Annotated in this window: 29 protein-coding genes and 1 other RNA gene; 14 read left to right on the top strand and 16 right to left on the bottom strand. The window is 66.1% G+C overall.

Features of this window, described 5'->3' with window-relative positions; translation table 11 throughout:
• Window positions 1-39 precede the first annotated feature (39 nt).
• The 3 genes from G7078_RS07740 to G7078_RS07730 are packed head-to-tail and all read left to right on the top strand — an operon-like array spanning window position 40 to window position 2,605.
• Window positions 40-1,011, top strand: coding sequence for a KpsF/GutQ family sugar-phosphate isomerase (locus G7078_RS07740; protein ID WP_166094693.1), 972 nt, complete (start codon window positions 40-42; stop codon window positions 1,009-1,011).
• Window positions 1,008-1,805: a 3-deoxy-manno-octulosonate cytidylyltransferase gene (locus G7078_RS07735; RefSeq protein WP_166094691.1), complete on the top strand. Its 798-nt coding sequence runs from the start codon at window positions 1,008-1,010 to the stop codon at window positions 1,803-1,805. Before G7078_RS07740 ends, G7078_RS07735 begins: the two co-directional genes overlap by 4 nt.
• Window positions 1,802-2,605 (top strand): TIGR01459 family HAD-type hydrolase, encoded by an 804-nt coding sequence (locus G7078_RS07730; RefSeq protein ID WP_166094688.1) that lies wholly within the window; start codon window positions 1,802-1,804, stop codon window positions 2,603-2,605. Before G7078_RS07735 ends, G7078_RS07730 begins: the two co-directional genes overlap by 4 nt.
• Here the strand turns inward: G7078_RS07730 and G7078_RS07725 are convergent.
• From G7078_RS07725 to G7078_RS07705, 5 genes are read right to left on the bottom strand one after another with little or no spacing between them, the layout of a single operon-like run.
• Window positions 2,602-3,600 (bottom strand): ELM1/GtrOC1 family putative glycosyltransferase, encoded by a 999-nt coding sequence (locus tag G7078_RS07725; protein ID WP_166094685.1) that lies wholly within the window; start codon window positions 3,598-3,600, stop codon window positions 2,602-2,604. The two genes, G7078_RS07730 and G7078_RS07725, sit on opposite strands and share 4 nt — an antisense overlap.
• Window positions 3,587-4,483, bottom strand: coding sequence for a hypothetical protein (locus tag G7078_RS07720; protein ID WP_166094683.1), 897 nt, complete (start codon window positions 4,481-4,483; stop codon window positions 3,587-3,589). Before G7078_RS07720 ends, G7078_RS07725 begins: the two co-directional genes overlap by 14 nt.
• Window positions 4,480-5,781 (bottom strand): lipopolysaccharide biosynthesis protein, encoded by a 1,302-nt coding sequence (locus tag G7078_RS07715; RefSeq protein ID WP_166094681.1) that lies wholly within the window; start codon window positions 5,779-5,781, stop codon window positions 4,480-4,482. The genes G7078_RS07720 and G7078_RS07715 overlap by 4 nt, the downstream gene beginning before the upstream one ends.
• The gene (locus G7078_RS07710; protein ID WP_166094678.1) at window positions 5,778-6,710 is read right to left on the bottom strand and encodes an ELM1/GtrOC1 family putative glycosyltransferase; all 933 of its coding nucleotides are present in this window, start codon (window positions 6,708-6,710) and stop codon (window positions 5,778-5,780) included. The genes G7078_RS07715 and G7078_RS07710 overlap by 4 nt, the downstream gene beginning before the upstream one ends.
• A 33-nt stretch (window positions 6,711-6,743) precedes the next feature.
• Complete coding sequence (locus G7078_RS07705) at window positions 6,744-8,777, bottom strand: elongation factor G (RefSeq protein WP_166094676.1); 2,034 nt, start codon at window positions 8,775-8,777, stop codon at window positions 6,744-6,746.
• A 261-nt stretch (window positions 8,778-9,038) separates the two neighbouring features.
• Here G7078_RS07705 and G7078_RS07700 point away from each other — a divergent pair, with 261 nt between their 5' ends.
• Window positions 9,039-10,019, top strand: a complete 981-nt coding sequence (locus G7078_RS07700; protein WP_246166310.1) for a YihY/virulence factor BrkB family protein — start codon at window positions 9,039-9,041, stop codon at window positions 10,017-10,019.
• A 72-nt stretch (window positions 10,020-10,091) separates the two neighbouring features.
• On the opposite strand, the gene rpoH is transcribed toward G7078_RS07700, so the two are convergent.
• Window positions 10,092-11,003, bottom strand: a complete 912-nt coding sequence (gene rpoH / locus G7078_RS07695) for an RNA polymerase sigma factor RpoH (RefSeq protein ID WP_166094671.1) — start codon at window positions 11,001-11,003, stop codon at window positions 10,092-10,094.
• A gap of 57 nt (window positions 11,004-11,060) precedes the next feature.
• Window positions 11,061-12,014, bottom strand: coding sequence for an RluA family pseudouridine synthase (locus G7078_RS07690; protein ID WP_246166308.1), 954 nt, complete (start codon window positions 12,012-12,014; stop codon window positions 11,061-11,063).
• 74 nt (window positions 12,015-12,088) lie between these two features.
• Here G7078_RS07690 and G7078_RS07685 point away from each other — a divergent pair, with 74 nt between their 5' ends.
• The 7 genes from G7078_RS07685 to G7078_RS07655 all read left to right on the top strand — a co-directional run bounded on the left by G7078_RS07685 (window position 12,089) and on the right by G7078_RS07655 (window position 18,735).
• Window positions 12,089-12,751, top strand: coding sequence for a histidine phosphotransferase family protein (locus G7078_RS07685; RefSeq protein WP_166094669.1), 663 nt, complete (start codon window positions 12,089-12,091; stop codon window positions 12,749-12,751).
• Between the two features lie 68 nt (window positions 12,752-12,819).
• A complete protein-coding gene (locus G7078_RS07680) occupies window positions 12,820-15,183 on the top strand; it encodes a chemotaxis protein CheA (RefSeq protein ID WP_166094667.1) in 2,364 nt (787 codons plus the stop codon).
• Window positions 15,180-15,617: a chemotaxis protein CheW gene (locus G7078_RS07675; protein ID WP_166094664.1), complete on the top strand. Its 438-nt coding sequence runs from the start codon at window positions 15,180-15,182 to the stop codon at window positions 15,615-15,617. The genes G7078_RS07680 and G7078_RS07675 overlap by 4 nt, the downstream gene beginning before the upstream one ends.
• 59 nt (window positions 15,618-15,676) lie before the next feature.
• Entirely contained in the window at window positions 15,677-16,042 is a 366-nt protein-coding gene (locus G7078_RS07670) for a response regulator (RefSeq protein ID WP_166094662.1), read from the top strand.
• A 10-nt stretch (window positions 16,043-16,052) separates the two neighbouring features.
• The gene (gene cheB / locus G7078_RS07665) at window positions 16,053-17,159 is read left to right on the top strand and encodes a chemotaxis-specific protein-glutamate methyltransferase CheB (RefSeq protein WP_246166307.1); all 1,107 of its coding nucleotides are present in this window, start codon (window positions 16,053-16,055) and stop codon (window positions 17,157-17,159) included.
• A gap of 62 nt (window positions 17,160-17,221) precedes the next feature.
• Window positions 17,222-18,022, top strand: coding sequence for a CheR family methyltransferase (locus tag G7078_RS07660; protein WP_166094660.1), 801 nt, complete (start codon window positions 17,222-17,224; stop codon window positions 18,020-18,022).
• A 32-nt stretch (window positions 18,023-18,054) separates the two neighbouring features.
• A complete protein-coding gene (locus G7078_RS07655) occupies window positions 18,055-18,735 on the top strand; it encodes an N-acetylmuramoyl-L-alanine amidase (protein ID WP_206367439.1) in 681 nt (226 codons plus the stop codon).
• A 14-nt stretch (window positions 18,736-18,749) separates the two neighbouring features.
• Here the strand turns inward: G7078_RS07655 and G7078_RS07650 are convergent, their stop codons facing one another.
• Window positions 18,750-19,139: a hypothetical protein gene (locus G7078_RS07650; RefSeq protein WP_166094657.1), complete on the bottom strand. Its 390-nt coding sequence runs from the start codon at window positions 19,137-19,139 to the stop codon at window positions 18,750-18,752.
• A gap of 128 nt (window positions 19,140-19,267) precedes the next feature.
• Here G7078_RS07650 and rnpB point away from each other — a divergent pair.
• Window positions 19,268-19,638, top strand: an RNA gene (gene rnpB, locus G7078_RS07645) — RNase P RNA component class A.
• 47 nt (window positions 19,639-19,685) lie between these two features.
• Entirely contained in the window at window positions 19,686-20,231 is a 546-nt protein-coding gene (locus G7078_RS07640) for a J domain-containing protein (protein WP_166094655.1), read from the top strand.
• On the opposite strand, the gene G7078_RS07635 is transcribed toward G7078_RS07640, so the two are convergent.
• Genes G7078_RS07635 through pspA form a run of 8 tightly spaced genes read right to left on the bottom strand, consistent with a single transcriptional unit; the run spans window position 20,221 to window position 23,307 of the window.
• Window positions 20,221-20,661, bottom strand: coding sequence for a PaaI family thioesterase (locus G7078_RS07635; RefSeq protein ID WP_166094653.1), 441 nt, complete (start codon window positions 20,659-20,661; stop codon window positions 20,221-20,223). The genes G7078_RS07640 and G7078_RS07635 overlap by 11 nt on opposite strands.
• Window positions 20,658-21,071, bottom strand: a complete 414-nt coding sequence (locus G7078_RS07630; RefSeq protein ID WP_206367438.1) for a SufE family protein — start codon at window positions 21,069-21,071, stop codon at window positions 20,658-20,660. Before G7078_RS07630 ends, G7078_RS07635 begins: the two co-directional genes overlap by 4 nt.
• 33 nt (window positions 21,072-21,104) lie before the next feature.
• Window positions 21,105-21,341 (bottom strand): hypothetical protein, encoded by a 237-nt coding sequence (locus G7078_RS07625; RefSeq protein ID WP_166094650.1) that lies wholly within the window; start codon window positions 21,339-21,341, stop codon window positions 21,105-21,107.
• A 2-nt stretch (window positions 21,342-21,343) separates the two neighbouring features.
• Window positions 21,344-21,616 (bottom strand): hypothetical protein, encoded by a 273-nt coding sequence (locus G7078_RS07620; protein WP_166094648.1) that lies wholly within the window; start codon window positions 21,614-21,616, stop codon window positions 21,344-21,346.
• A complete protein-coding gene (locus tag G7078_RS07615) occupies window positions 21,616-21,939 on the bottom strand; it encodes a hypothetical protein (protein ID WP_166094645.1) in 324 nt (107 codons plus the stop codon). Before G7078_RS07615 ends, G7078_RS07620 begins: the two co-directional genes overlap by 1 nt.
• A 13-nt stretch (window positions 21,940-21,952) precedes the next feature.
• A complete protein-coding gene (pspC, locus tag G7078_RS07610) occupies window positions 21,953-22,342 on the bottom strand; it encodes an envelope stress response membrane protein PspC (RefSeq protein ID WP_281346909.1) in 390 nt (129 codons plus the stop codon).
• The gene (pspB, locus tag G7078_RS07605; protein ID WP_166094643.1) at window positions 22,339-22,635 is read right to left on the bottom strand and encodes an envelope stress response membrane protein PspB; all 297 of its coding nucleotides are present in this window, start codon (window positions 22,633-22,635) and stop codon (window positions 22,339-22,341) included. Before pspB ends, pspC begins: the two co-directional genes overlap by 4 nt.
• Entirely contained in the window at window positions 22,636-23,307 is a 672-nt protein-coding gene (gene pspA / locus G7078_RS07600; RefSeq protein WP_166094640.1) for a phage shock protein PspA, read from the bottom strand. It lies immediately after the preceding gene.
• Between the two features lie 164 nt (window positions 23,308-23,471).
• Here pspA and pspF point away from each other — a divergent pair, with 164 nt between their 5' ends.
• Complete coding sequence (gene pspF / locus G7078_RS07595) at window positions 23,472-24,527, top strand: phage shock protein operon transcriptional activator (RefSeq protein WP_166096264.1); 1,056 nt, start codon at window positions 23,472-23,474, stop codon at window positions 24,525-24,527.
• Window positions 24,528-24,545 lie beyond the last annotated feature (18 nt).

Below are 24,545 nucleotides of genomic sequence, written 5' to 3'. Positions count from 1 at the left end.
AGCTTCACAGCCGCGAGCAGCTTCGGCTAGGGCGCGCATATGGCAGACGAAGCGACATCCGACACGGTCGAGTGGGGGCGCGACATTCTGCGCGACGAAGCGCGCGCGTTGGAGGCGCTGGCCGACGGGCTGGGCGCGGAATTCGAGCGCGCGGTCGAGCTGATCTTCACGTGCAAGGGCAAGCTGATCGTGTGCGGGCTCGGCAAGTCCGGCCACATCGGGCGCAAGATCGCCGCGACCTTTGCGTCCACCGGCACGACGTCGATCTTCCTCCACCTCGCCGAAGCGATCCACGGCGACCTTGGCATGGCCGCGCAGGGCGACGTCGCGATCCTCATCTCGCAAAGCGGCGAAACGGCCGAGCTCGAGCCCGTCATCGATCATTTCGAGCGCGTGGCGATCCCGGTCATCGGGATCACCGGCAACCCGGCCTCGATGCTCGCCGAGGCCGCCGCCGCTCCCTTGGTGTTGCCGCACTGGGCGGAAGCGGGGCCGGAAGCGGTGGCGCCAACGACGTCGACGACGATGACGCTGGCGCTTGGCGACGCCCTGGCGATGACGGTGATGCGGCAGCGCGGCTTTACGCGGACGGACTTCGGGCGGCTGCACCCCGGCGGATCGCTCGGCGCGCGCCTGAAGCCGATCCGCAAGCTGATGCACGGCGGCCGCGACCTACCGCTGATTTCCGGCGACAGTTCGATGCACGAGACGGTCGTCGAGATGACGGCCAAGCGCCTCGGCGCGATCGGCGTGACAAATGCGCAGGGCTGCCTGATCGGCGTGATTACGGATGGCGACTTGCGCCGCAATGTCGAGCGAGGCCTCGATCATCCGGCGAGCGATTTCATGACGAAGGACCCGGTGACCGTCGCCCCCGATGCGCTGGTCGACGATGCCTTGCTGCTGTTCGACGAGCACAAGATCACGGTGCTGTTCGTCGTCGAGGAAGACGAGAGCGGCAAGAAGCCGGTCGGCGTGCTTCACATCCACGATTGCCCGGCGCTCCGGTGAAGACCGCAATCCTGATCCCGGCGCGTTACCAATCCTCGCGCTACCCCGGAAAACCGCTGGTGCCGCTGCGTGGCGCCGGCGGTGCGCCCAAGCCGCTGATCCAGCGCAGCTATGAGGCGGCGCAGCGGGTTTCGGGCGTCGATTCCGTCCACGTGATCACGGATGACAAGCGGATTGCGAAGGCTTCGCGCGAATTCGGCGCGAGCGTCATCATGACGTCGCCCGAATGCCGCAACGGGACCGAGCGCTGCGCCGAAGCGCTTGGCCAGCTTGGCGACGTCGATCTCGTTGTCAATTTGCAGGGCGATGCGCTGCTCACGCCGCCCGGCTTCGTCGAGGCGCTGGCGGCGCGCATGGCCGATAATTCTGACGCGCTCGTGGCAACGCCGGCGCTGCGCCTTCGCCGCAGCGAAGTGCAGGCGCTGCAGGCGGAGGAGGCCGCCGGCAGGGTCGGCGGCACATCGGTGGTCACGGACGCTCGCGGGCAGGCGCTATATTTCTCGAAGCGCCTGATCCCGCACCTGCCGGCAGGCGCGCTGAATGCGGACGTGTCGCCGATTCGGCTGCACGTCGGGGTCTATGCCTACCGCCCCGAAGCGCTGGAGCGCTATGTCGCGACCCCGGTCAGCGAATTGGAAACGTTGGAGGGGCTGGAGCAGCTCCGTTTCCTAGTTGCCGGCGTGCCGGTGGCCGTTGTCGAAGTCGCGACTCCGTCATTCGCCTTGCGCGAACTCAACAACCCCGAAGATGTCGACCCGATCGAGCAGGCATTAGCGGACGCGGGGCTCGAGTGAATCCGCTCCAGTCGCTTGATCCCAACTATCGAGTCATCCTGTGCGACGTCTGGGGCGTCATTCACAATGGCGTGACGCTCTACCCCGGCGCCGCCGACCGGCTCCGCGAGTGGCGGGAGCAGGGGCGCTTCGTCATCCTTCTGACCAACGCACCGCGCACCGCCGATGCCGTCGAGCGGCAACTGCAGCGCATCGGCCTGACCAGGGACCATTGGGACGCGATCGCGACCAGCGGAGAGGCGGGGATCGCCGGCCTCAAGGCGTTGGCGGAGCCGGTCGGATTCCTTGGCACCGCCGCAGATCGATCGATCCTGGAAGGGGCGGGGGTCCGCTTTTCGCCGGACGACACCTTTGCCGACCTTGCCTGTACCGGCCTCAGCGAGGATCGGCCGCGGGTCGAGGATTATCGCCAGCAGCTGGCCGACCTGGCGGCGCGGGGCGTGCGTTTCCATTGCCTTAACCCCGACCGGGTCGTCGTGCGCGGCGGCGTGACCGAACCGTGCGCGGGAGCGCTGGCCGATGTTTACGAGGCGCTAGGCGGAGCGGCGACCTGGTACGGCAAGCCGCACCGGGCGATCTACGCCCATGCGCTGAAGCTGGCCGGCGATCCGCCGAAGGCACAAGTGCTGGCGGTCGGCGACGGACTTCAGACCGATATCCTTGGCGCAGCGCGCATGGGCCTCGACACGGTCTTCGTCACTGGGGGCATCCATGCGGGAGAGCCGTTCCCGGAGGACTTTGCAGAGACGAACGGCCTAGGCGACTGGAAGCCCGTCCTGGTCGTCGAGGGGATGGCCTAGCCGTTCAATAAGCTGAGCACGCGAGCAGCGGCGGCGTCGGTCGGATTGTCCGCCTTGGCAGCGCGCGGTTCATCCATCGTCCCGATCCAGCCGCGTTGGGCCAGATCGTCCCAAACCCGGCGCATGTCCCGCCGCTTGCCGCCGACTTTCCCTTCGTCGCCAAGCCAACGGCGTCCCGTGGCGTTGAGCGAAGCCGGGATCAGGCCGACCGGTTTGCCGGTCAGGACCGCTTCGGAGATCATCGCGAAGCTGTCCGCGGTGACGAAGTTTTCCGCGGCGTCATTCACCAGCACCGGGAAGCGGGGATGGCGGTCGCGGACGACGACCTGTTCCATTGGCGCGACCGCCGCTTCGATTGCCGCGAGCACCGCTGGGTCGGTCCGGGGCGAGCCGGTCACGATCAGGGTCCCGCCGCGCGCCTGGGCACGGCGCGCGAGCCGCACCGCCGCCTCGGCCATGCGGTGGGGGTCGAGGTCATGATATTTGGTCGATCCACCGACCACCATCAGCAGGCGCGGGGCGGCAGCGCGGTCCAGCCAGGCGCGTTCCGCGTCGGTGGGTTTGGGCGGCTTGCCAATCCGGCTCATCGCCAGCGGCTGGACCAGCACGTTCGGATGGTCGGGCCGGGGATATTGCAGCGTGGTGATGACCAGGTCGAAGTCGCCCGGATCGACGCGCGGGTGGCCGATCAGCACCAGCCGGGTGCGCCCGCCGCTCAGCCTTTTCACGTTGCGCGCGACCGGGACCGAACGGCGACCGACGGTGATCAGCAGGTCCGGCCAGGGAGGCTGGAGCGTGCGCCGAGCGCTGCGTTCGAGACTGGCGAAGCTGCGCGGGTGAAAGCCTTCGAGGCGGCGCATGGCATTGTAGCTCAACGTCCGAGTCTCGAACGGGAGCGCGAGCGCTTCGCACAGCGCGAGCAACTGGTTGTTGTCACCGACTCGGTGGCCGAGGAAGCCCCAGATGCGCGGCAGGCGGCGGTCAGCCGGCGACATCGAGGTCCTTGAACGTCGCCAGAAGCTCCTCGAACCGGACCTTGCGCGGACCGCGCGTCGACCAGATCAGCGCGTCGGGCGCGAAGTCGCTGTCGCTCCAGCGCATATCGACGTCCTGCTCGTGGATCCGGCGGCCGTGGGCGGCGCAATATTCGAGCGCGTAATGAATGGCGATCTGGTCGACATGGTATCGGCCGCGATCCCGCAGCGCGAGGCCGATGGCGTCCGCCAACCGCGTGAAAAAGTCGGCGCCGTCGCGGCCGAGGTAAATGGCTGAGGCGAGGATCTGGCGGTACGGCGCGACGCTGCCGCTTTGGTGGATGAACCCGGCTTCCGCGTCGGCAAAAGCGGCAAAGCCGGGGAGCAGGTCGCGCACCACCAGCCCGTCGGCATCGATCATCATGATCGGCGCTGCAGTCGTCTCGCGCAGGCGCGCGGAAATCGCGAAGCGCGCGGCGGCGAAATAGAATTTGCTGGGGCCGGCGTAGGGGTTGCGAGCGGCCGGTTCGTGGCTGACGGTCAGCCGCCCGGGCCAGCGGACGTTGAGTGCTTCTATCTCCGCGATGGCATCGTCGGCCGGCTCGTAGACGTGCAGGTGGACGCGGGTGCCGGGGCTTCGAACGATGCTGGAAATCGCGAGATAGCGGGCGAAGCGGCGAAAATATGCGGCGTCGCACGCGGCGAATAGAAGAGGGCGCTCATCCTGCGCGTCCGGCCAGCTGCCGCCCACCGCAATAGCGCGATGAAGCGCCAGGGGCTCGGTCGCGGCGAACGCTCTCGCAACGGCGTGGCGGACGCGCCGGTGCTGCCACCCGAAGACGGCATTGTCGTGCCAGTGCCGGTAAACCCGCCCCGGCCACGTTTCCTTGAGCCACTTCTTCACGGGTTGTCCCGATGAAGGCGTTCGCGTTCCGATGCCAGCACCGCCGTCATGTAAATGGTGACGACCAGCTTGCCGATGAGGAAGGCAAGGCCGGCGCCGACCAGGCCGAAGCTGGTGGTGAGCGGGTAGAAAGCGGCGAGATAGGCGATCGCCCCGGCGATGTTCGCGGCGGTCGGGATGCCGATCCGCCCAAGCGATTCCAGCATCGGCGGCATCGGGAAGCTGACCAGGCTGAACAGCGACGCGCCGAGCAGGATCAGCAGCACCTTGTAAGCGCCGATGAACTCCGCACCGAAGGCGGCGGCCAGCACCCATTCGCCGAACAAAGCGGCGACCAGGATCAGCAGCAGGCTGAGCAGGCCCGAGGAGACGATCACCCGGAATAGCAGCCGCCAGGGCGCCTTGGTCCTGGGGTCGAGGCGGAGCAATTGCGGATACAGCGCCTTGGTCAGCAGGATCGTCGGCTTCTGCACCGCGTCGGCGACCGAGGAGGCGACGCGGTAGAGGCCCGCCGACGCCGCATCGAGCAGGCCGCCGATGAGCAAGCGACCGACCGGGCCCCAGCTGGTGCTGACCGTCGAGTTAACGTTGACGTTGATCGCATAGCGCCAGCCGTTGGGCAGGTCGCGGGCGCTGAGCGACGGGCGGATACGGCCGACCGAATGGCGCTTGAGCTCGCGCCGGGCGAACAGGAAGGTGGCAAGCGCGGCGATGACGTCGGTGACGAACCAGATGGCGAAGAAGTAATCGAAGCCGTAGCCCTGCCACCAGCCGATCGCGGCCAGCACCGCGCGCAGGTTCGGCTGGATGGTGCCTTGCCAGCTGAGCAGGTCGAAGCGGTCGAAGGCGCGCAAGACGCCGGTGAAGGCGGAGCCCATGGTCGGCACGAGCAAGCAGTAGATCAGCGCGTAGGCGACATATTGCGGCGGGATGCCGAAGGTTTGGCTGACGAACGGCAGGATGAGGAGCGAGCCGGCGAGGGCGACAAGGCCGCTGACGAGGTCGAGGCCGACGGCGAAATCGGTGGCCCGGCGAAAGGTGTGGAGGTCGCCCCGCTCGATGGCTGGCGAGCCGTAGAGGACGACGACCTGCCAGCTGTTGAACTTGGCGATTCCCCCGACCGCCTGGGCGTAGCTGGCGACCAGGATCAGCATCCCGAAGGTGGCGACGCCGAGGCTTCGGCCAGCCAGCGCCAGGGTAATGAAGCCGGTGACTCCGGCGACGGCTTTGGACGCGGCGAGATAGCCGCTGTTCTTCAGCAGCGACCGGAAGTGCTCGTCCTGCAGCCAGCGCCTCATTGCGGTAACGCCAGCGATTTCACGCGGGCAACCGCCTGGGCAAGAACGTCAGGGACATCGCCGCGACGCGGAGCTTCGACGGTACCGGCAAGCCCAAGGCGATCGATCCCGGCCCAGAAACGACGCAGGTCGCGCGGAAAGGCGGGCCGCCCGAGCGCATCCGCCACGGCCAAGGCGATCCGGCCGGCGGCGGTCGGCCGGACGGGGATGATGCCGACCGGTTTGCCGGTGGCGATGGCTTCGGAAATCATAGCGACGCTGTCGGCGGTGACGAAGACTTCGTCGGCTTCGGCAAGCAGGTCCGCGAAGGGCGTCGTTGTGGCTTGCAACTGCTTTGACAGTGCCGGCGGCGTGCGTGGACTTGCCGATATCACTAGTCGGCCGCCGTCCTTTGTGGCTGCAGCAGACAGCGTGCGAACGGCCTGTGCCAAAGCCTCTTCGTCCAGCCGCCAGAAGGCGGTCGGGCCGCCAAGCGCGAGAAGGCGCGTCGGCCGCTTGCCCCGCGCCTTCGCCAGCTTGGCCGGCGGCGAGAGGCTGATCGGTAGCCGCAGGACATTGGGGCCGTCGGGAACGGGATATTGCGGCGTCGTGACGACCAGGCCGAAGTGGCGAGGCGAGACGCGCGGGTTGCCGATATGGACGGACTGGAGGCGGCCCCCGGACCTGTCTTGCAAAGCGCGCACTACCGGAACCGAACGGTGGCCGGAGGCCAGCACGAAGTCTGGAAGCGGCCCACCCAGCGATTGCCGCGACGGCTCGTCGAGCACCGCCAGCGTAGGCCCAAGCAGCCGCTTGCTCAGCAAGCGCAGGCGATTGTAGCGCAGCGGCTTGGCCTCGAACGGCCAGCCGAGCGCGCCGGCAAGGGCGAGCAGCTGGTTATTGTCCCCCTTGCGGCCGCCAAGCAGCACCCAAACCCGCGGCTTCCCCATCGGCCGCCCTCATAGAGGCGCGGCCGGGGCCTGTCATGCCAGCTCTGGCGTCCGCTGCTGCACGACTTTGTCCGCCAGCGTGCCGTTGAGTTCCGACAGATGGTCGAAGTCGGCTTCGTAGCTGGCAAGTCCCTGGCTTTGCGAGCGAAGTTCCGCTTCGAGGCCGCCAAGCTCCGCCTCCGGCAGCAAGGCGTCGACCCGGTCCCAGCCGGTCCAGCCATCGCGCGGCGCCATGCCGAGCATCTGGCCGCGGCGGCTGGCGACCGCCGAGGTCACGCGGCTGGTAGCGCTCGACGGGCAGACGACGGTCAGCTTGTGCACCGGCTCCAGCAGGTGCGGAGCGGCGGCGGAGAGCGCTTCGGCCATTGCGATCCGGCCGGCGGTGCGGAAGGCGAGTTCCGAACTGTCGACGCTGTGGTAGCTGCCGTCGACCAGGGTCACGGCGACATCGACCACTTCGAAGCCGAGTGGGCCTTTGCGCATCGCATCGCGCACGCCGTGCTCGACCGCTGGTATCCACTGCTTGGGGATTGCGCCGCCGTGGATCTTCTCCTCGAAGCGGAAGCCTTCGCCGCGTGCGAGCGGGCGGACTTCAATGACGACGTCGCCGAACTGGCCATGGCCGCCCGACTGCTTCTTGTGGCGGCCCTTTTGCGTGACGGTCCGGCGGATGCTCTCGCGATAGCCCACGGTCGGGGGATGCGACTTCACCTCAACGCCGTAGCGGCGTTTCAGGCGCGCAATGACGGTGTTGAGATGCTCGTCGTTGACGCCCTTCAGGCGCATTTCGTGGCTGCCCTCATGCTGTTCAAGCAGCAGCGCCGGATCTTCCTCAAGCAGCTTCTGCAACGCGCCGGACAGCTTGACGTCGTCCTTGCGGTCGGCGGGCTCGATGGCGAAGGCGCAATTGCGCGCCGGATAGTCGACCTCAACCGGCGCCGGCAGCGCGCCGCTGCTCAGCCACTCGCCGCTTTTCACGTTTTCGATCTTCGCGAGCGCGACAATGTCGCCGGGCTTGGCCTCGCTGACCTTCTGGGTCTTTTCGCACTGCACCGAGAAGATGGCGCCGAGCCGTGCCGTGCCACCGTCCGCAGTCTTCAGGTCGGAGCCTTCGGCGATCCGCCCGCCGAGCGCGCGGGCGTAAGCGAGGCGGCCGATGGTGCCGCCATTGTGGACCTTGAAGACGTAGAGCGAGGCGTCGGTGACCCCGAGGCGTCGGGCGCTGCTTTGCGGATCGGGCGCTTCGTGGCGCAGAGCCTTCAACAGGCGGCCGATGCCCCAGCCGCTGCCGCCGGAGCCGAACAGGACGGGCACGCCGAGGCTCTCGCTCGTCTCACGGGCGAGATCCTTGAGAACGCGCTCCGGCTCGGGCGCCTGGTCCATGAGGAGCTGTTCCAGAAGTTCGTCGTCATGGTCCGCGAGCTGCTCCAGCAATTGCGTGCGCGCCTGCGTTTCGCGTTCCTGCACATCGCCGGGAATATCGATCTGCTCGCTGTCCTTGCCGGGCAGGTAATGGAAGGCGCGTTCAAGCGCGACGTCGACGAAGCCGGTCACCCTGTCGCCTTCGCGGATCGGGATCTGGCGTGCGATCAGCGGCGAAACGCTCATTGGCTGAAGCGCGGAGAGGAGGTCGCGGATGCGCCCGTGCGCCTGGTCGATCCGGTTGACGAAAATCAGGTGCGGGATGCCCAGCTCGTCGAGCATCCTGAGCGCCGGCGCTGCCAGCGGGGCGCGCGAAGAATCCGGGTCGACGACCACGATCGCCATGTCGGCAATGGCGACTCCGCGCGCGCCGTCAGCCGTGAAGCCGATCGAACCGGGGCAATCGATCAGCGCGAAACGGTCGCCGAGATAGTCGAAATGGTAAAGGTTGAGCTCGGTCGAGCCGCCGCGCGCCCGCGCTTCCGGGCTGCTGTCGCCAACGCTGGTGCCGTTGCCGGTGGAGCCCAGACGGTCGGTCGCGCCGGCGGCATGAAGCATCGCTTCGGCCAAGCTGGTCTTGCCCGCGCCGGCCGGTCCGACCAGCGCGATGACTCGAGTACCGTTGGCGTGGGCTCCATGGGGCATGCGACTCTCCTCTCGTCCGTGTCAGCGGGCGCGCGAGTCGCGGTAGAAGGCGCGAACTGGCGCACCGAAAGATCACGCTCGGACTCTTTTGCCGGCTTGGCAAGAGGCTCCTGGGCCTAATCGCCGGCGGAAGCGCTCGTGGATCGGACCTTGCCCGGAACGCGCCGGCGTCGCGCGGTTTAATGCCGGATGGATGCACAGCGAAAGCAAGCGGCGGGCAGGGCGGGAGACAGGGGGCATCGAGCCGAATCGCCCTGGCAAATGCCGCCCGCCGCGTGGAAGGATATCGCCCGGCGAACCTGGATCCGGACGTGGCAGGACAATGTCGGCCTCGTCGCCGCGGGGGTGACCTATTACGGGTTCCTGGCCCTGGTGCCGCTGCTCGGCATCATCGTCCTCCTCTACGGACTGATCGCCGACGCCTCGACGGTGGTCAGCAACGTCCGGTCGCTGACCGACGTGCTGCCGCCCGACGTCGCCAAGTGGATCGCCGAGCAATTGATCGCGGCGGTGCAGACGTCCGAGCAGACCAAGGGCTTCAGCCTCGTCGCGGCGCTGCTGGTCGCGCTTTATGGCGGGACCAACGGCGCGGGCGCGATCATCACCGCGATGAACATCGCTTACGAGGAGAAGGAGAAGCGCACGCTGCTGCACTTCTACGCCATCGCCATGACCATGACCGTGGTGGCGGTGGTGCTGGCGATCGTCGCGCTTGGAGCCACGGCCGCGATTTCCTATTTCGGAACGGGACCGAGCGACGCTTCGCCGATGGCCGTGTTCGGGGCGAAAGCCGGCGCCTACCTGGCGATGACCGTGGCCGCGGCGGGGATCGCGGCGTCATTGTATCGCTACGGGCCGTCCCGAGAAAATGCGAAGTGGACATGGATTACGCCGGGTTCGCTATTCGCGGCGGGGTCATGGCTGCTCCTGACGTCACTGTTCGGCGTCTATGTGACGCAGGTTACCGATTATAGCGCGACGTACGGATCGCTTGGGACGATCATCGCGCTACTGACGTGGATTTACCTGTCCGCTTACGCCCTAATCTTCGGTGCCGAGCTGAACAGCGAAATCGAGCATCAGACCGCGAAGGACAGCACCACCGGGCCGCCGGTACCTTTGGGGCAGCGCGGCGCCTGGGCGGCGGACAATGTCGCTACCAGCGACGAGCCCGACCGCCGCGAAGCGCCGACCATGGCCGATGCGACGCCCGATCCGCCCAAGCTGGAGGACAAAGGCTAAGCGGCTGCGAGCAGAAAGCTGTCGCTGACGCCGCTTACGCGGCTGCGAGCAGAAAGCTGTCGCTGACGCCGCTTACGCGGCTGCGAGTAGCTTTTTGTCGGTGGCGAGGCGGATCAGCGCGCCCTGCAGCTTTTCGAACGCGCGCACCTCGATCTGGCGGATGCGTTCGCGGCTGACGCCATAGACCTGGCTCAATTCCTCCAGGGTCTTGGGATCGTCTGACAGGCGGCGCTCGGTCAGGATGTTTTTTTCACGATCGTTGAGCGAGTCCATCGCCGACAGCAGGAGGTCGTGCCGGACCCGGCTTTCCTCGTCCTCGGCGATCAGCTCGTCCTGCAGCGGGCCATTGTCGACCAGGAAGTCCTGCCACTGGCTTTCGCCGCCCTCGTCGCCCTTCAGGCTGACGTTGAGCGAGGTGTCGCCGCCCATCGCCATGCGACGGTTCATGGAAATCACTTCGTCCTCGGTCACGCCGAGGTCGGTGGCGATCTTGGTCACGTCCTGCGGCTTCAGGTCGCCGTCTTCGAACGCGTTGATCTGGTTCTTCATCCGGCGAAGGTTGAAGAACAATTTCTTCTGGGCGGCGGTGGTGCCCATCTTCACGAGCGACCAGCTGCGCAGGATGAATTCCTGGATCGAGGCGCGAATCCACCACATCGCATAAGTGGCGAGGCGGAAACCGCGGTCGGGCTCAAACTTTTTCACGCCCTGCATCAGGCCGATATTGCCCTCGCTGATCAGCTCGCTGACCGGCAGGCCGTAGCCGCGGTAGCCCATGGCGATCTTGGCGACGAGGCGCAGGTGCGAGTTGACGAGCTTCGCCGCCGCCTCGGTATCGCCATGCTCGCGCCATTGCTTGGCGAGCATGAACTCCTCCTCAGGGGCGAGGATCGGGAATTTCTTGATCTCGGCCAAGTACCGGTTGAGGCCAGCCTCTCCGCCCGATGCGGGGATCGATACTGCCCCAGCCTTTCGCGTCGCCATTGCTTCCATTCTCCAAGGGCCCGGACGCTCTTACCGTCATCCGTAGCCAATCCAAACCTATACCATAAGGGCAGTGAACAGTTCCTGCATGTCCGCCGGCATGCCGCTGTGAAACGACAGTCGGAGCTTCGTCACCGGATGAGTGAAGCCAAGCGTCGCCGCGTGCAGCGCCTGCCGTTCGAAGTTCAGCGATTTCAGCAGGTCGCGGTTGGCCTTGCCGGAACCACCGTAAACCGGGTCGCCAAGCAGCGGATGGCCGATCGACGCCATGTGTACGCGCACCTGGTGAGTCCTGCCGGTTTCCAGCGCGCATTCGACCAGTGCCGAATCGCGCAGCAACTCAATCCGCTTCCAATGCGTCACCGCACGCTTGCCCCGGCCGGGCGTGGTCACCGCAATCTTCTTGCGGTTGGTGGTCGAGCGGGCGAGCGGGGCATCGACCGTTCCCTGCGCGATCTTCGGCACGCCGGAGACGATCGCCAGGTAGCGCCGGTCGATGGAATGGGCGGCGAACTGCTTCGCCAGCCCCTCGTGCGCAACATCGGTCTTGGCGACGACCAGTAGGCCCGACGTATCCTTGTCGATGCGATGGACGATGCCCGGGCGGGCAACGCCGCCGATCCCCGAAAGCTGGCCGGCGCAATGGTGAAGCAGCGCATTGACCAAAGTCCCGTCGGCATTGCCGGCGGCGGGGTGCACGACGAGGCCAGCGTCCTTGTCGAGCACCAGCAAATGTTCGTCTTCGAATTCGATCTTGAGCGGAATGTCCTGCGCTTCGTTGTGCGCCGGCTCCGGTTCCGGGACCTGGAGCTGGAACGCCTCGTCGCCGCGGACCTTGGTTGCGGGGTCCCGAACGGCCGGTTCAAGCGCACCGGCACGGATCAGCGCCTTAAGCCGCTCGCGCGACAGGGTGGGCACGGCGTCGGCAAGCGCACGATCCAGCCGCCAGCCGGCATGACCGGACTCCAGGCGTATGTCGATCGTGCTGTTTTCCCCCATCCCGAACGCCATGTTGGATTGCGATCGGCCTTCTTCAAGATCGTAGCGCCTTGCGCGGCCGCGACCGCTGCCCCATTCAGCAGCCCATGAACCCCATCGACCTTGCAAGCCTGCTCTGTTCCCGCCTGTGCCACGACCTGATGTCGCCGGTCGGGGCACTCAATAATGGCGTCGAATTGCTTGCTGACGAGCACGACCCGGCGATGCGCGACCGATGCATGGACCTGCTTGCGGAAAGCGCTCGAACCTCCGCCAACAAGCTCAAGTTCTTCCGCCTCGCGTTCGGGGCGGCCGGCGGGTTCGGGGAAGCCATCGACACTTCCGAAGCGCGGACTGCCGTCGAAGGGCTGTTCGGCGCCGACAAGCGGATCGAGACCGGCTGGATGGTCGGCGACGCCAAATTGTCGAAGGGCGCGACCAAGCTTCTGCTCAACCTGGCGCTGATTGCCGGTGACGCGTTGGTGCGCGGCGGTCGACTGGATATCGGCGCCGAGACCGGGGCGAACGGCCTGGAAATCGTCATCCGCGCGGAGGGCCCACGAGTCGTTATCGATAGCGGGGTCAAGGCGATGCTGGTCGATGGCGGCGACGACGCGGTCGAGCCGCGCTCGGCCGGGGCGTGGCTGGCGCATAGCCTGGCCCAGGAGGCCGGCGGCGAGATCCAGCTGATGGAACCGGGCGATGGCGTCCTGGTGATCGGGGCGACGCTGCCCGTGCAGGGGCAACCCACGCCTCCCGCGCAGGGATAACGGCACATTAACTCCTGCTGCGCATAAGGGCCCGCAACTTCGCCGGTTGGGGGCTCGAGTAAGCGCTGATGGACGACCTGATTGCCGATTTCGTCGCCGAAGCGCGGGAAATGCTGGAAGCGCTGGGCAGCGAGATCGTCGCCTGGGAAGCGGCGCCCGACGACCGCGCGCGCCTCGATAGCATCTTCCGGTTTGTTCACACCGTCAAAGGCAATTGCGGCTTCTTCGACTTCCCGCGCCTGGAAGCGCTGAGCCACGCCGCAGAGGATGCGCTGGCGGACGTCAGGGCAGGGCGGCGCCAGGCGGACGGACCGCTGGTCAGCGCCGTACTGGCGGTCATCGACCGCATCGGCGAGATGATCGCGGCGATCGACGACGGGACGGATTTCCCGGCCGGCGGCGACAGCGACCTGATCGAGGCGCTCGAACCGGGAGCCGAGGGCGCGATAGTCCCGGCGGCAACGCTGGTGGCAGAAGCCAACGGCCGCACTTCAGCGCCGCGCACGATCCGGCTTTCGGTGGAATTGCTCGATCGCGTGATGAGCACAGTTTCCGACATGGTGCTGGCCCGCAACGAGCTTGCCCGACGCCTGCGCGAAACGTCCACCGACGTCTCGGTCGACGGAGCGTTCGAGCGGCTGTCGTCGATCATCGCGGAGATGCGCGACGCGATCACCCGCACCCGAATGCAGCGGATCGAGAACTTGTTTGTGGCGCTGCCGCGCATGGTCCGCGACCTGTCGGCGGAGCTTGGCAAGCAAGTGCTGGTCGACGTCGAAGGCGGTGACGTCGAGCTGGACCGCGAAATGATCGAGATGATCCGCGACCCGCTGACCCACATCGTTCGCAACGCGGTCGATCACGGCATCGAAAATCCCGCCGACCGGCTGAAGGCCGGCAAGCGCGAGATCGGCATCCTTGCCGTTTCCGCGCGCCAGTCGGGCAACCAGATCCTGATCGACATCCAGGACGATGGCCGCGGTATCGACGGCAAGCGGCTGGTCGAAAAGGCAGTTTCCGCAGGCATCATCGACAAGGCCCAGGCCGCGCTGCTTTCGCCGCGCGAGCAACTGGCGCTGATTTTCGAAGCAGGCCTGTCGACCGCGAAGGAAGTCACCGCGATTTCCGGCCGCGGTGTCGGGATGGACGTGGTGCGTTCGAACGTCGAACGGATCGGCGGCATCGTCGAAGTCGACAGTACGCCGGGGCAGGGCACGCGGATGACCCTGCGCGTGCCGCTGACGCTGACCATCATCCCGGCGTTGACCGTATCCATCGGTTCGCAGCATTTCGCGATCCCGCGCTCGGCGATCGAGGAGATCGTCCGCGCGAACGGGGAATCGGTCAGGCTCGACAGCCTGGGCGGCGCAGGGGTCGCGACGATCCGCGGACGCCGAGTGCCGGAAGTCGCGCTTGCCCACATTCTGGGCATCGAAAGCGAAATCCCGGAGGAGGAGCGCAACCTGGTGGTGCTTCGGCCTGCCGGCGGCGATGTCTATGCCTTGGCGGTCGACAAGATTCACGATCACGAGGAATTGGTGGTGAAGCCCGCCGCGCCGGCGGTCATGGCGACCGGCCTATACGCCGGCACCACGCTTGCCGACGACGGCAGCCCGATCCTTTTATTCGACCCTGCTGGACTGGCCGAGGTCGGCGGCGTCAGGCTCGAGGCGCAGGAGCGTACGGCGCGCGTTGCCGCCGGCCCTGCCAAGAACGAGGAGCAGGCAACGCCGGTCTTGCTGTTCCGGGGCCTCGACGGATCGCGTCGCGCGCTTCGGCTCGCCGTCGTCGACCGGATCGAAGAAGTGCCCGCGACCGCGATCAGGCAGGCTGCGGGCCAGCTGCGGGTCCAGCTTGGCGAGGCGATCCTCCCGCTCGCCGGCGCCAATGGCGAGATGCCGGACGACAAGGTGCGCGTGTTCCGGCTCAACGACGGCGTCAGCGAGATCGGCTATGTCTTCCGCGAGGTCATCGACCTGTCGGCAGTCGACAACGACGTCATTCGCAGTGACAGCCCGGGCGAGATTTCGGGCGTGAGCCTGATCGGCGGGGAGCCGGCCGAGCTCGTCGATGCCCATTGGCTGTTCGCCAGGCATCTGGGCGTCGCCGCGCGCCGATCGGGCGACCAGCCGGTCTGCTGCCTGCCCGCAAGCGACCCGTGGATGCAAAACATGCTCCGCCCGATTGTCGAAGCCGCCGGCTATCGCGTGGTCGACGATGACGAGGCAGTCGAAGCGGACCTCGTCATTGCCACCGACGGCAAGCCGCCGGTCGCTTCGGCTTCGCGCAAGATCGTCCTTCGCGCGGAGCCCGAAGGTGCCGGCGACGATGACGACACGATTTACCGTTACGACCGTGCCGGACTGCTGATGGCCCTGAAGGCCGCGGCGAGCGTTGGCGGCAATCCGAAGCGCGCCGGGAGGGGCAAGTGAACGAGCTGCTGCTGATCGTCACCATTGCCGGCGAGCGCGTCGCCTTGCCGGCCGCCGTCGTGGAATCGGTGGTCGAGCTCGACGCCCTCATCCCCGTGCCGCGTGCAGCGCCCCATGTCGCCGGGCTGTCCGCCCTGCGCAGCCGGGTGCTGACGGTGATCGATTGCCGGCGATCGCTCGAGCTTGGCCTGACCGACAGCGCAGCGGCAATTCGCGAAGCGGCCGTGGTCGAGCTGGACGGGCACCATTACGCCTTGCTGGTCGACCTGGTCGAAGACGTGGTGGAGGCGCTGGCCGATCCGACGCCCGTGCGCGCGGCGATGGGCCCGGGCTGGGAGCGGGTTTCGACGGGCATGGTGGAAACGGAGACCGGCCCGCTGCTGCTGGTCGATGTCGCGGCCCTGATTTCCGGAGCCGAAGCACGCGCGGCTTAAGCTCTTCGTTACTCTTGTTGAATAGACCTGTCGGCAACGCAAAGCGGGAAGCCTGAAGCATGAAGAGCTGTTTGATCGTCGATGATTCCAAGGTGATCCGCAAGGTCGCCCGGCACATCCTCGAAACGTTGGAATTCAACGTCGAAGAGGCCGGTGACGGACAAGAAGCCCTGACTCGCTGCGAAGAGAAGATGCCGGACGTCGTCCTGCTCGACTGGAACATGCCGGTGATGAGCGGGATGGAGTTCTTGCGCCTGCTTCGCCAGCGCGGCCATTCCGACCAGCCCAAGGTCGTCTTTTGCACCACCGAGAACGACATGGCGCACATCCGCGCCGCGCTTGAAGCCGGTGCCGACGAGTATGTGATGAAGCCGTTCGACCGCGAGACGCTGCACGTAAAGCTTCAGCTCGTCGGCGTAGCCTGAGGCCCGCTCAATGGAGCGGGCGCTCGCAACACCGCGGCGCCGAGAGGACGACCGAACCGCCAAGCGCAATCCCATCCGGCTGATGATCGTCGACGATTCGATCATCGCCCGGGCCGTGCTTGGGCGAATGATCGAAGCCGACGGCGGGTTCGAAATCGCCGCGGTCGCCGGGACCGCCGAAGACGCCATCGATGCGCTGGCCACCGTCCAGGTCGATACGGTGCTGCTGGACCTCGAGATGCCGGGCGCCGGCGGTCTTAAATTGATCCCTGAAATCCTGCGCGCGTCCAACGGCGCACGAGTCATGATCGTGTCGTCGCTTGCCGACGAAGGGGCGGAGCATACCGTTGCCGCACTTGCCCATGGCGCCGCCGACGCAATCCCGAAGCCCGGGACCGGCCGCTTCAACGGCCGCTTTTCGGAAGTCCTGATCAGCAAGCTCAAAGCTTTGGGCTACGCCGACGACCCGCCGCCGTTGAAGCAGCCGATCCGGCTGCAGGGCTATGCGCCGCTGCGCGCGTCGCCGACCGACCCGATCGGGATTCTTGCCATCGGCGCCTCGACCGGGGGCATCCACGCGCTTGCAAGCCTGTTCCAGGCACTGCCGCCGAGGCTTGGCGTACCGATCCTGGTCACCCAGCATTTGCCCGTCCCGTTCATGAGCGTGTTCGCGCGCCAGCTTGGCATCGCCGCCCGGCGCGAGGCGCTGGTCGCAAGCGACGGCATGCTGCTGACGCCCGACCGGGTCATCATCGCCCCAGGGGACGCGCACCTCACCATCGAGCAATGTGCCAGCGGTCACATGGTCAAGCTGACTCGCGGCGCGGTCGCCAGCGGCTGCCTGCCCTCGGTCGATCCGATGCTCGCTTCCGTCGGCGCAGCTTTCGGCGCCGCCGCGCTTGGCGTCGTCCTGACCGGAATGGGCCGCGACGGGGTCGAAGGCGCGAAGCGTCTCGTCAGTTGCGGCGGCTCCGTGCTGGCGCAGAACGAAGCCAGCTGCGCGGTGTGGGGAATGCCGCGCGCCGTCATCGAAGCCGGTCTTGCCAGCGCGGTCATGCCGCCGGACCAGATCGCGCGCCGCATTGCCTCGCGTACCGGAGACAATCCTTGCAAGTAAGCGATAGCTCGAGCCGGATCCTCGCCGGCCTATTGGAAGCGCGCACGGGGCAGCAATTGACGATGAACCGGCGCTGGCGGATCGAGACTGCGCTTGCCGGGCTGATGCGCGAGCGCGGCATCGCGACTCTCGATGAACTGATCACCATTCTCGTCATGGGCAAGGAGCCCGGCCTGTCGGAGCGCGTCGTGGAAGCCTTGTTGAACAACGAAACCTATTTCTTCCGCGACCGCACGCCGTTCGACCTTCTTTCCCGCCACGCGCTGCCGCAGCTTGCCCAGCGCCGGCAGGCCCAGCGCCGGTTGCGGATTTGGTCGGCCGGCTGCTCGACCGGACAGGAAATCTATTCGCTGGCGATGCTGTTCGCCGAAAATCCGGTGCCGTGGCGCGGCTGGCAGATCGACATCCTCGGCACCGACGTGTCGCCGGCCGTGGTCGATCGCGCCCGCAGCGGGACCTACACCCAGTTCGAGGTCCAGCGCGGGCTTGGCATCCAGCAGATGATTCGCTGGTTCGAAGAAGCGAATGACGGTTGGCGCGCGGTCGAAGCCCTGCGCAAGAGCGTCCGCTTCCAGGTGCACAACCTCCTCGAAGTTCCGCCGCACCCGGGTGAGTTCGATATCGTCCTGTGCCGCAACGTGCTGCTTTACCTGACGGCGGAAAAGCGGACGCTGGCGTTCGAACGCTTTGCCTCCGCCGTTGCGACCGACGGATGGCTCATGCTTGGCGCGGGCGAGACGGTGATCGGCCAGACCACGCGGTTCGGCTCGGATGTGGACGCCCGCGGGCTTTACCGCCGCACCGATGGCGATGCGATCGTCGAAAAGCGCGCCGGCGACCGGCGGGCAGCGGCAAAGGCTTGACCGCGCGGCGCGATTCATGCGCCATTGACCCCATGACCATGATCGACCGCCCATCGCCCAACTTCGACGAACGGGCGCTGCCGGTGTCGATGATCGTGCTCCACTATACCGGGATGCCCGATTGCGAAGGTGCCCTGGCGCGAATGTGCTCGGCCGAGGCCAAGGTCTCCGCCCATTATTGCGTCGACGAAGATGGCACGGTCTTCCGCATGGTCGATGAAGGCAAGCGCGCGTGGCACGCGGGCAAGTCGCGCTGGCGCGGCATGACCGACATCAATTCGGCAAGCATTGGCATCGAAATCGTCAATCCGGGCCATGAATTCGGCTATCGCCCGTTTCCCGACGAGCAGATCGCTGCGCTGATCCCCCTCGTCGCCGACATCAAGGAACGGCACGGGATCGGGCGGGGCAACGTCGTCGCCCATTCCGACATCGCGCCGGCGCGCAAGGAAGACCCGGGCGAGCTGTTTCCGTGGGAAGCGCTGGCCAAGCGGCGGCTCGCGTTGCCGAGCCCAACCCGCGATTTGGTCGACCCGTTCTGGACCGACGCCGGCTTCCTGCTGGCGCTGGAGCGCTTCGGCTATGACGTGACCGATCCGCAAAAGGCGGTGATCGCCTTCCAGCGCCGCTTCCGCCCGGACATGATCGACGGGATCATCGACGGCGAATGCCGGGCCAAGCTGCTGTCACTGTTGCTGCCACGGCCGCAATAGCCTTCCGGCTGTCCTCAGCTCGCCCAAATATACCGCACGAGGGCCATGCTAAAAGCGAAGACGAATGCGTATCCGAATTGGTCCAGCCGAACGAGGTCTTGGCCCTTCCTCCGCCTTACTTTTCCTATGAGCATCATAGCGAACCCGAGACAAACCGGCGTCACCACCAGGTTGACCATGCGGAACAGTGGATTGTGAATGGGGGACGCTGGGAAAATCCAAAGACTCAGGCCGCCGGCCACAGTTCCCCAGATGATGAAGCCAACGGTCGACAGGGCTGGGTTTCTTGGCCTTTTCAACGTGTCGGCGAGGCTGCGAAATCCCAATTCCGCGAGCATTTCGAACAGGGCCTGGAGAAGCAACTCCGCGAGAAACTGAAATATGATCTCGAAGATAAATTCCATGACCTGATCCACGCGACTTCACTGGACGCCAATGGCAGGCGCCTGCCCGCTCGAATAGATTATTGCGAGTGCTGCGCTGCGCGGCTCTTCACTGGCAACCGTATCGGCTTTCCCCTATATCGCCCTCGCCAGAGGGCTGGGCGGCCGCGGCGGGGACTTGTCTCCGGCGAGGAAAGTCCGGGCTCCACGGAATAACGGTGCCGGGTAACGCCCGGCCGGAGAGTTCGCTCTTCGAGGGATAGTGCCACAGAAAGGATTCCGCCCGGCTTCGGACGGGTAAGGTCGAAAGGGTGCGGCAAGAGCGCACCGCGCGCCTGGCAACAGGGGCGGCACGGTAAACCCCACCGGGTGCAAGACCGAATAGGGGCGCCGCATGAGCCTGTTCCGGCTCGGCGCCCGGGTTGGTCGCTTGAGGGGCAGGGCAACCTGCCTCCTAGAGGAATGGTCGCCCATCCGCGAAGGCGGTGGACAGAACCCGGCTTACAGGCCCTCTGGCATATTCTTAGCGGTGGCGGACCAATCCGCGCGCGATTAGTTGGACAGGTAATGGCGAAGCAGAGACGGTCGGACGACTGGGGTTTCCCCCGCTGGCGAAGCTACGGCGACAAGGGCCGAGGGGCGGCGAAAGTGCGCCTGTGCGACCGCGAGGGCTGCAGCGAGGCCGGCGACCGGCCGGCGCCCAAGGCGCCCAACAGCCCGGAACGCTGGTATTTCTGCGAAGCGCACGCGGCCGAATATAACAAGAATTGGAATTACTTCGCCGGGCTGTCCGAAGCGGAAGCGGCCAAGCGTGCCGCGGGCGAGGAACGCGATGCCGGCGGCTTTCGGCAATCTTCGCACTGGCAGTGGGGCGGCCCCGGCGACGGCACTCGGACCCGCGACGAAATGCGCGCGCTGGACGCGCTCGAGCTGGAATCCGACGCTGGCTTCGAAGAAGTAAAGGCGGCCTACCGGCGGCTGGCAAAGGAAAACCATCCGGACCTCAAGCCGGGTGACGAGGAAGCGGCAAAGCGCTTCCAGAAGGTGCAGACCGCCTATGAGGTGCTGCGCCGAAGCGAGGAACGGCGCGAGGCCCGGCCAGCTACCGATTGAGCATGAAGGTCGCGCTGCTCAGCGCGATCGGGCGCTCCGGGTCGCCGCCATGGGCAATGCCGCGAACGAAGCCGATGCGCCGGGTCAGCTTTTCGCAAGTGCAGTGGGCGACGATCGTCTCCCCCTTCGCCGCGGGACGGAGATAGTCGAGGCGCAGGTTGAGCGTGACGATCGGCGAGAAGCGCCCCAGCGTTACCCAGACGCTGAGACCGCTCGCCGTATCGACGAGGCTCACGATCGCCCCGGAGGCGAGCACGCCGGTTTCCGCGACCCCGACCAGCTCTTGCCGCCAGGGCAGGGAGAGCTCCGCCCAATTATCGCCATGGCCGCCATATTCGAGGCCGAGCGCCCGCGTGTGGCCAAGCTGCCGTGCAGCCGACACGAAGCGGGCCGCGTCGAAGGCGCCGTCGGCATCGAGCGGGCTGCTCATCCAGCCAGCCGCTCCGCGGTCGTCCGGATCAGCTCGATCATGTTGGGGACACCTTGGGTCCGATTGGCACTGAGCTGGCGCGAAAGTTCGAACGGAGCGAGCTCTGCCGCGATGTCGGTGCCTGCGACCTCCGCCGCCGGCCGGTCCTGAACCGCCGCGAGGACCAGCGCGACGATGCCCTTGGTGATCGCCGCATTGCTGTCGGCCAGGAAGTGCAGGCGCCCGTCGGCAGTCGTGGTCGGGTAGACCCAGACGGATGCCGAGCAGCCGCGCACCCTGGTCGCGTCAGTCTTCAGTGCGTCGGGCATTGCGTCCAGCTGTTGGCCAAGGTCGATCAGCAACCGATAGCGGTCGTCGCCGTCGAGCAGTTCATATTCCTCGAGGATGTCGGCGAGCGGCGGCAGGGTCATGGCCAGCCGCCTAGCAGCGGCCGGTTGGCCGTTCTAGCGGTCGCGAAGCTCTTCGATCTCGCGTGACAAGCTGTTCTCTTTTTCGACCGTAATCCGCTCGATCACCTTGATCCGCTCCTTGAGTTCCTTGACCTCCTCACGAAGACGAAGGTTCTCGGCGTCGGCGGCCGGATTGGAGTCGCCACGCAATCGCCCGCCGGAACGCGCCTTGAGCACGCTGGCGATCATCACGATCGCGACAATGATCACCACCATTTCAAACGGGTTCATGCTCAAAACTCTCTGCTTTCGATTTTCTTCTGGTCGCGAAGCGCCTCGATCTGGGAGGCGGTCTGGGCGCCCGCATCGGTGACGATCTGCTCAACCACGCGCAGCCGGGCCTCTAACCGCTCGACGTGCGCGGCATATTGCGCGCTCTTTTCGGCAGCGAGGCTGGTCTGCGCGTCGATCTGCTTTTCCTTCATCCGAAGCCACATCTTGAACGGCGCGATGCCGATCGCGGCGAGTGGGATGAGCACCCAGATCCAGCTGGAGATATCGTCCATCAGGCGTGGCCAGCCTTGTCGGTCACCAGCGCGTTGATCTCGCGCTCCAGTCGGGACGGCTGGTCGGTGACGATGCGTTCGATGGTCTCGAGGCGATCCTTCAGCGAGCCGAGCTCGGCGCGAAGCTGCGCATTCTCGCCGGTCAGCAGCTTGATCCGCTCGATCGATTCGGAGTCGCTCTTGGGATAGATTGGCTGGCCCCAGCCGCCGTCGAGCGGATAGCCGTGCTTGACGCGCATCCAGGTCGTCAGAACCCAGCCGCCAACGGCGGCCAGTCCGACGATCATGAAAATGGGCGCGATCACATGAAACGGAATTCCCATCAGTGCTGATCCCCTAGCGCAGTTGTTCGATCTCGCGGGCGAGCGAGCGGTTTTCGGTGGTCACATATTGTTCGATGTCCGCAAGCCGGCGGTCGATCGAGCGAAGCGTCGACCTGATTTCACTGGCGGAGCGGGCAGGGGAAGCGCGGACGCCCTGCCAAAAGCGGTTCTCTTCGGGGTCGGTCGCGCGCAACGAATCCGGTTTGTCGTCGGCAATCCATCCGGCGATGAAATAGATTGGCAGGAGCGCGCCGCCGCCCATGAAGATGCCGAGCACCAACAGGATCCGGACCAGCGAAACATCGAAGCCGGTGTAGTCGGCAAGGCCGGCGCAGACGCCCATGACCTTGCCGCGCTTTTTGTCGAGATAGAATTTCGTGCGGCTCGGGGGTTGCGTGCTCACAGGCGTTCTCCCCGGCGCAGGCGTGCGGATGCCAGGTCTTCGGACAGGCCGCTGGTCGAATCCGGCAGGCAGCTTTGCCGCCAGTTCGGATTCTCCGCATTCATGATGCGTTCGATGCTGCACAGCCGGTCGTCGAGGCGGCGCGCCATGTCGTGCAGGTCGTCGAGCAGCTTTTCATCGGCGCCGGTCAGGGTCTTCGCCTGCTTCCACTTGGTCATGTAGTGGAAGAAGATCCACGGGAAGCCGATGAACAGCATTCCGCAGATCACGATCGGCAGCAAGAATTCGTCCATTTACTTAGTCCCCTTCGCGGCGAGCGCGGCCTTCATGGCTTCGAGTTCGGCATCGACCTGGTCGGATGAGCGCAACTCGGCAATCTCTTCCTCAAGGCTCTTCGGTCCGGTCATTCCAAGTGCGTCGGCGCGGCCTTCGGCGAAGTCGGCATGCCGTTCCAAAACCTCGAACCGGCTAAAGGCGTCCTCGGTGCGATTGCCGTTCAGCAACTCGCGCGCCTTGGCGCGGGTGACCGCGCTTTCGAGCCGGTGGGCGATGGCGTTCTGGCGGGCGCGTGCCTCGCGCAGCTTGGCCTGAAGCTTGGCGATGTCCGCTTCGTAGCTGCGCAGCGTATCGTCGATCAGGTCGATTTCCGCCTTCAGACCGACGGCCATGTCCGCGGCCTTCTGACGCTCCACCAACGCCGCCTTGGCAAGGTCTTCACGATCCTTGGACAAAGCCAGTTCCGCCTTCTCCGTCCAGCTCGACTGAAGCTCGTCGAGCCGCGAGAGCGTGCGCCGCATGTCCTTGCCGTCGGCGATGGACTTGGCAGCGCTCGCCCGCACTTCCACCAGAGTCTCCTCCATTTCCAGGATGATCATGCGGATCATCCGGGCGGGATCTTCGGCGCGATCGAGCAGCTCGGTCATGTTGGCTGCGAAGATGTCCCGCGTGCGGGAAAAAATGCTCATTCACTAACCTCGTATTCGATTCCGGGCCCTGTCTGCAAAAAGCTATTCAAGCTCCGTGCCAAAACTGGCGATTGCGCGGATAAACAACAAAACCTCCGTTTTTCGGCAGTTTTGCTGGCGAAATATCTTGCCAAGTGGTGGCATTTGTCACCAACAATCAGCGCGTGGAGCGGCAAGAGACTTTCGTCGGACAAAGCAATGCGGTGCTCGACGCGGTCGAACGCGCGAGCCGCGCCGCTGCACTGAACCGGCCGGTCCTCGTGATCGGCGAGCGCGGCACCGGCAAGGAGCTGATTGCCGAGCGCCTCCACCATCTGTCGCCGCGTTGGGCGGGGCCGCTGGTAACGATGAACTGTGCCGCGCTTCCGGAGACATTGATCGAGGCGGAGCTGTTCGGACATGAGGCGGGCAGCTTTACCGGCGCCGCCAAGACTCGTCACGGCAGGTTCGAGGAAGCGGACGGCGGGACCTTGTTCCTGGACGAACTGGCGACCTTGTCGTCGCCGGCCCAGGACCGGCTGCTGCGTGCGGTCGAATATGGCGAAGTCACCCGTATCGGCGCGTCGAAGCCGGTGAAGGTGGATGTCCGGATCGTGGCCGCGACCAACGAGCATTTGCCGACCCTGGTCGACCAGGGGCGGTTCCGGGCGGACCTGCTTGATCGGCTCTCCTTCGAAGTCGTGACATTGCCGCCGCTGCGCGTTCGCACCGGCGACATCCCGCTGCTGGTCGAGCATTTCGGTCGGCGAATGACCGTCGAGCTCGACTGGCCCAACTGGCCCGGTTTCTCTCCGGCGGCGATGGGCGAGCTTGAGCGCTACGATTGGCCGGGGAACGTGCGCGAGCTGCGCAACGTGGTGGAGCGCGCAGTGTACCGCTGGGAAGATGCCGAACGCCCGATCGATTCGATCCAGTTCGACCCGTTTCATTCGCCGTGGACACCTAAAAAGGCGAACGCCGTTTCAGTGCCGCCTCCCGCACCCGCAACGGCGGCCGAAGAGGCTGCTCCGGAAGCGCCCAGTGGGGAAGGCGCCGCGCCGCCGACCAGCACGTCGGATTTCCGCACCGCTGTCACGTCCTATGAGCGCACCCTGCTTGAGGATGCGCTCGCGCGGCACCGGTTCAACCAGCGCGCCGCCGCTGCCGCGCTCGGGCTGAGTTACGACCAACTTCGCCACGCGCTGAAGCGCCACAAGCTGCTGGGACAGGAAAGCGCCTGAGTCGCGCAATTGAACAAG

The organism is Sphingomonas sinipercae (assembly GCF_011302055.1).
Lineage (GTDB): Bacteria > Pseudomonadota > Alphaproteobacteria > Sphingomonadales > Sphingomonadaceae > Sphingomicrobium > Sphingomicrobium sinipercae.
The sequence above is the reverse complement of the archived record's forward strand: the minus strand, read 5'-3'. Positions and strand labels throughout refer to the sequence as shown.

Excerpts from the sequence above, each read along its gene's own strand:
- G7078_RS07740 (WP_166094693.1), top strand. The coding sequence starts at position 40 with ATGGCAGACGAAGCGACATCCGACACGGTCGAGTGGGGGCGCGACATT.
- G7078_RS07725 (WP_166094685.1), bottom strand. The coding sequence starts at position 3,600 with ATGTCGCCGGCTGACCGCCGCCTGCCGCGCATCTGGGGCTTCCTCGGC.
- G7078_RS07715 (WP_166094681.1), bottom strand. The coding sequence starts at position 5,781 with ATGAGGCGCTGGCTGCAGGACGAGCACTTCCGGTCGCTGCTGAAGAAC.
- G7078_RS07710 (WP_166094678.1), bottom strand. The coding sequence starts at position 6,710 with ATGGGGAAGCCGCGGGTTTGGGTGCTGCTTGGCGGCCGCAAGGGGGAC.
- G7078_RS07705 (WP_166094676.1), bottom strand. The coding sequence starts at position 8,777 with ATGCCCCATGGAGCCCACGCCAACGGTACTCGAGTCATCGCGCTGGTC.
- G7078_RS07700 (WP_246166310.1), top strand. The coding sequence starts at position 9,039 with ATGCCGCCCGCCGCGTGGAAGGATATCGCCCGGCGAACCTGGATCCGG.
- rpoH (WP_166094671.1), bottom strand. The coding sequence starts at position 11,003 with ATGGCGACGCGAAAGGCTGGGGCAGTATCGATCCCCGCATCGGGCGGA.
- G7078_RS07690 (WP_246166308.1), bottom strand. The coding sequence starts at position 12,014 with ATGGCGTTCGGGATGGGGGAAAACAGCACGATCGACATACGCCTGGAG.
- G7078_RS07685 (WP_166094669.1), top strand. The coding sequence starts at position 12,089 with ATGAACCCCATCGACCTTGCAAGCCTGCTCTGTTCCCGCCTGTGCCAC.
- G7078_RS07680 (WP_166094667.1), top strand. The coding sequence starts at position 12,820 with ATGGACGACCTGATTGCCGATTTCGTCGCCGAAGCGCGGGAAATGCTG.
- G7078_RS07670 (WP_166094662.1), top strand. The coding sequence starts at position 15,677 with ATGAAGAGCTGTTTGATCGTCGATGATTCCAAGGTGATCCGCAAGGTC.
- cheB (WP_246166307.1), top strand. The coding sequence starts at position 16,053 with ATGGAGCGGGCGCTCGCAACACCGCGGCGCCGAGAGGACGACCGAACC.
- G7078_RS07660 (WP_166094660.1), top strand. The coding sequence starts at position 17,222 with ATGAACCGGCGCTGGCGGATCGAGACTGCGCTTGCCGGGCTGATGCGC.
- G7078_RS07655 (WP_206367439.1), top strand. The coding sequence starts at position 18,055 with ATGACCATGATCGACCGCCCATCGCCCAACTTCGACGAACGGGCGCTG.
- G7078_RS07650 (WP_166094657.1), bottom strand. The coding sequence starts at position 19,139 with ATGGAATTTATCTTCGAGATCATATTTCAGTTTCTCGCGGAGTTGCTT.
- G7078_RS07640 (WP_166094655.1), top strand. The coding sequence starts at position 19,686 with ATGGCGAAGCAGAGACGGTCGGACGACTGGGGTTTCCCCCGCTGGCGA.
- G7078_RS07635 (WP_166094653.1), bottom strand. The coding sequence starts at position 20,661 with ATGAGCAGCCCGCTCGATGCCGACGGCGCCTTCGACGCGGCCCGCTTC.
- G7078_RS07630 (WP_206367438.1), bottom strand. The coding sequence starts at position 21,071 with ATGACCCTGCCGCCGCTCGCCGACATCCTCGAGGAATATGAACTGCTC.
- G7078_RS07625 (WP_166094650.1), bottom strand. The coding sequence starts at position 21,341 with ATGAACCCGTTTGAAATGGTGGTGATCATTGTCGCGATCGTGATGATC.
- G7078_RS07620 (WP_166094648.1), bottom strand. The coding sequence starts at position 21,616 with ATGGACGATATCTCCAGCTGGATCTGGGTGCTCATCCCACTCGCCGCG.
- G7078_RS07615 (WP_166094645.1), bottom strand. The coding sequence starts at position 21,939 with ATGGGAATTCCGTTTCATGTGATCGCGCCCATTTTCATGATCGTCGGA.
- pspB (WP_166094643.1), bottom strand. The coding sequence starts at position 22,635 with ATGGACGAATTCTTGCTGCCGATCGTGATCTGCGGAATGCTGTTCATC.
- pspA (WP_166094640.1), bottom strand. The coding sequence starts at position 23,307 with ATGAGCATTTTTTCCCGCACGCGGGACATCTTCGCAGCCAACATGACC.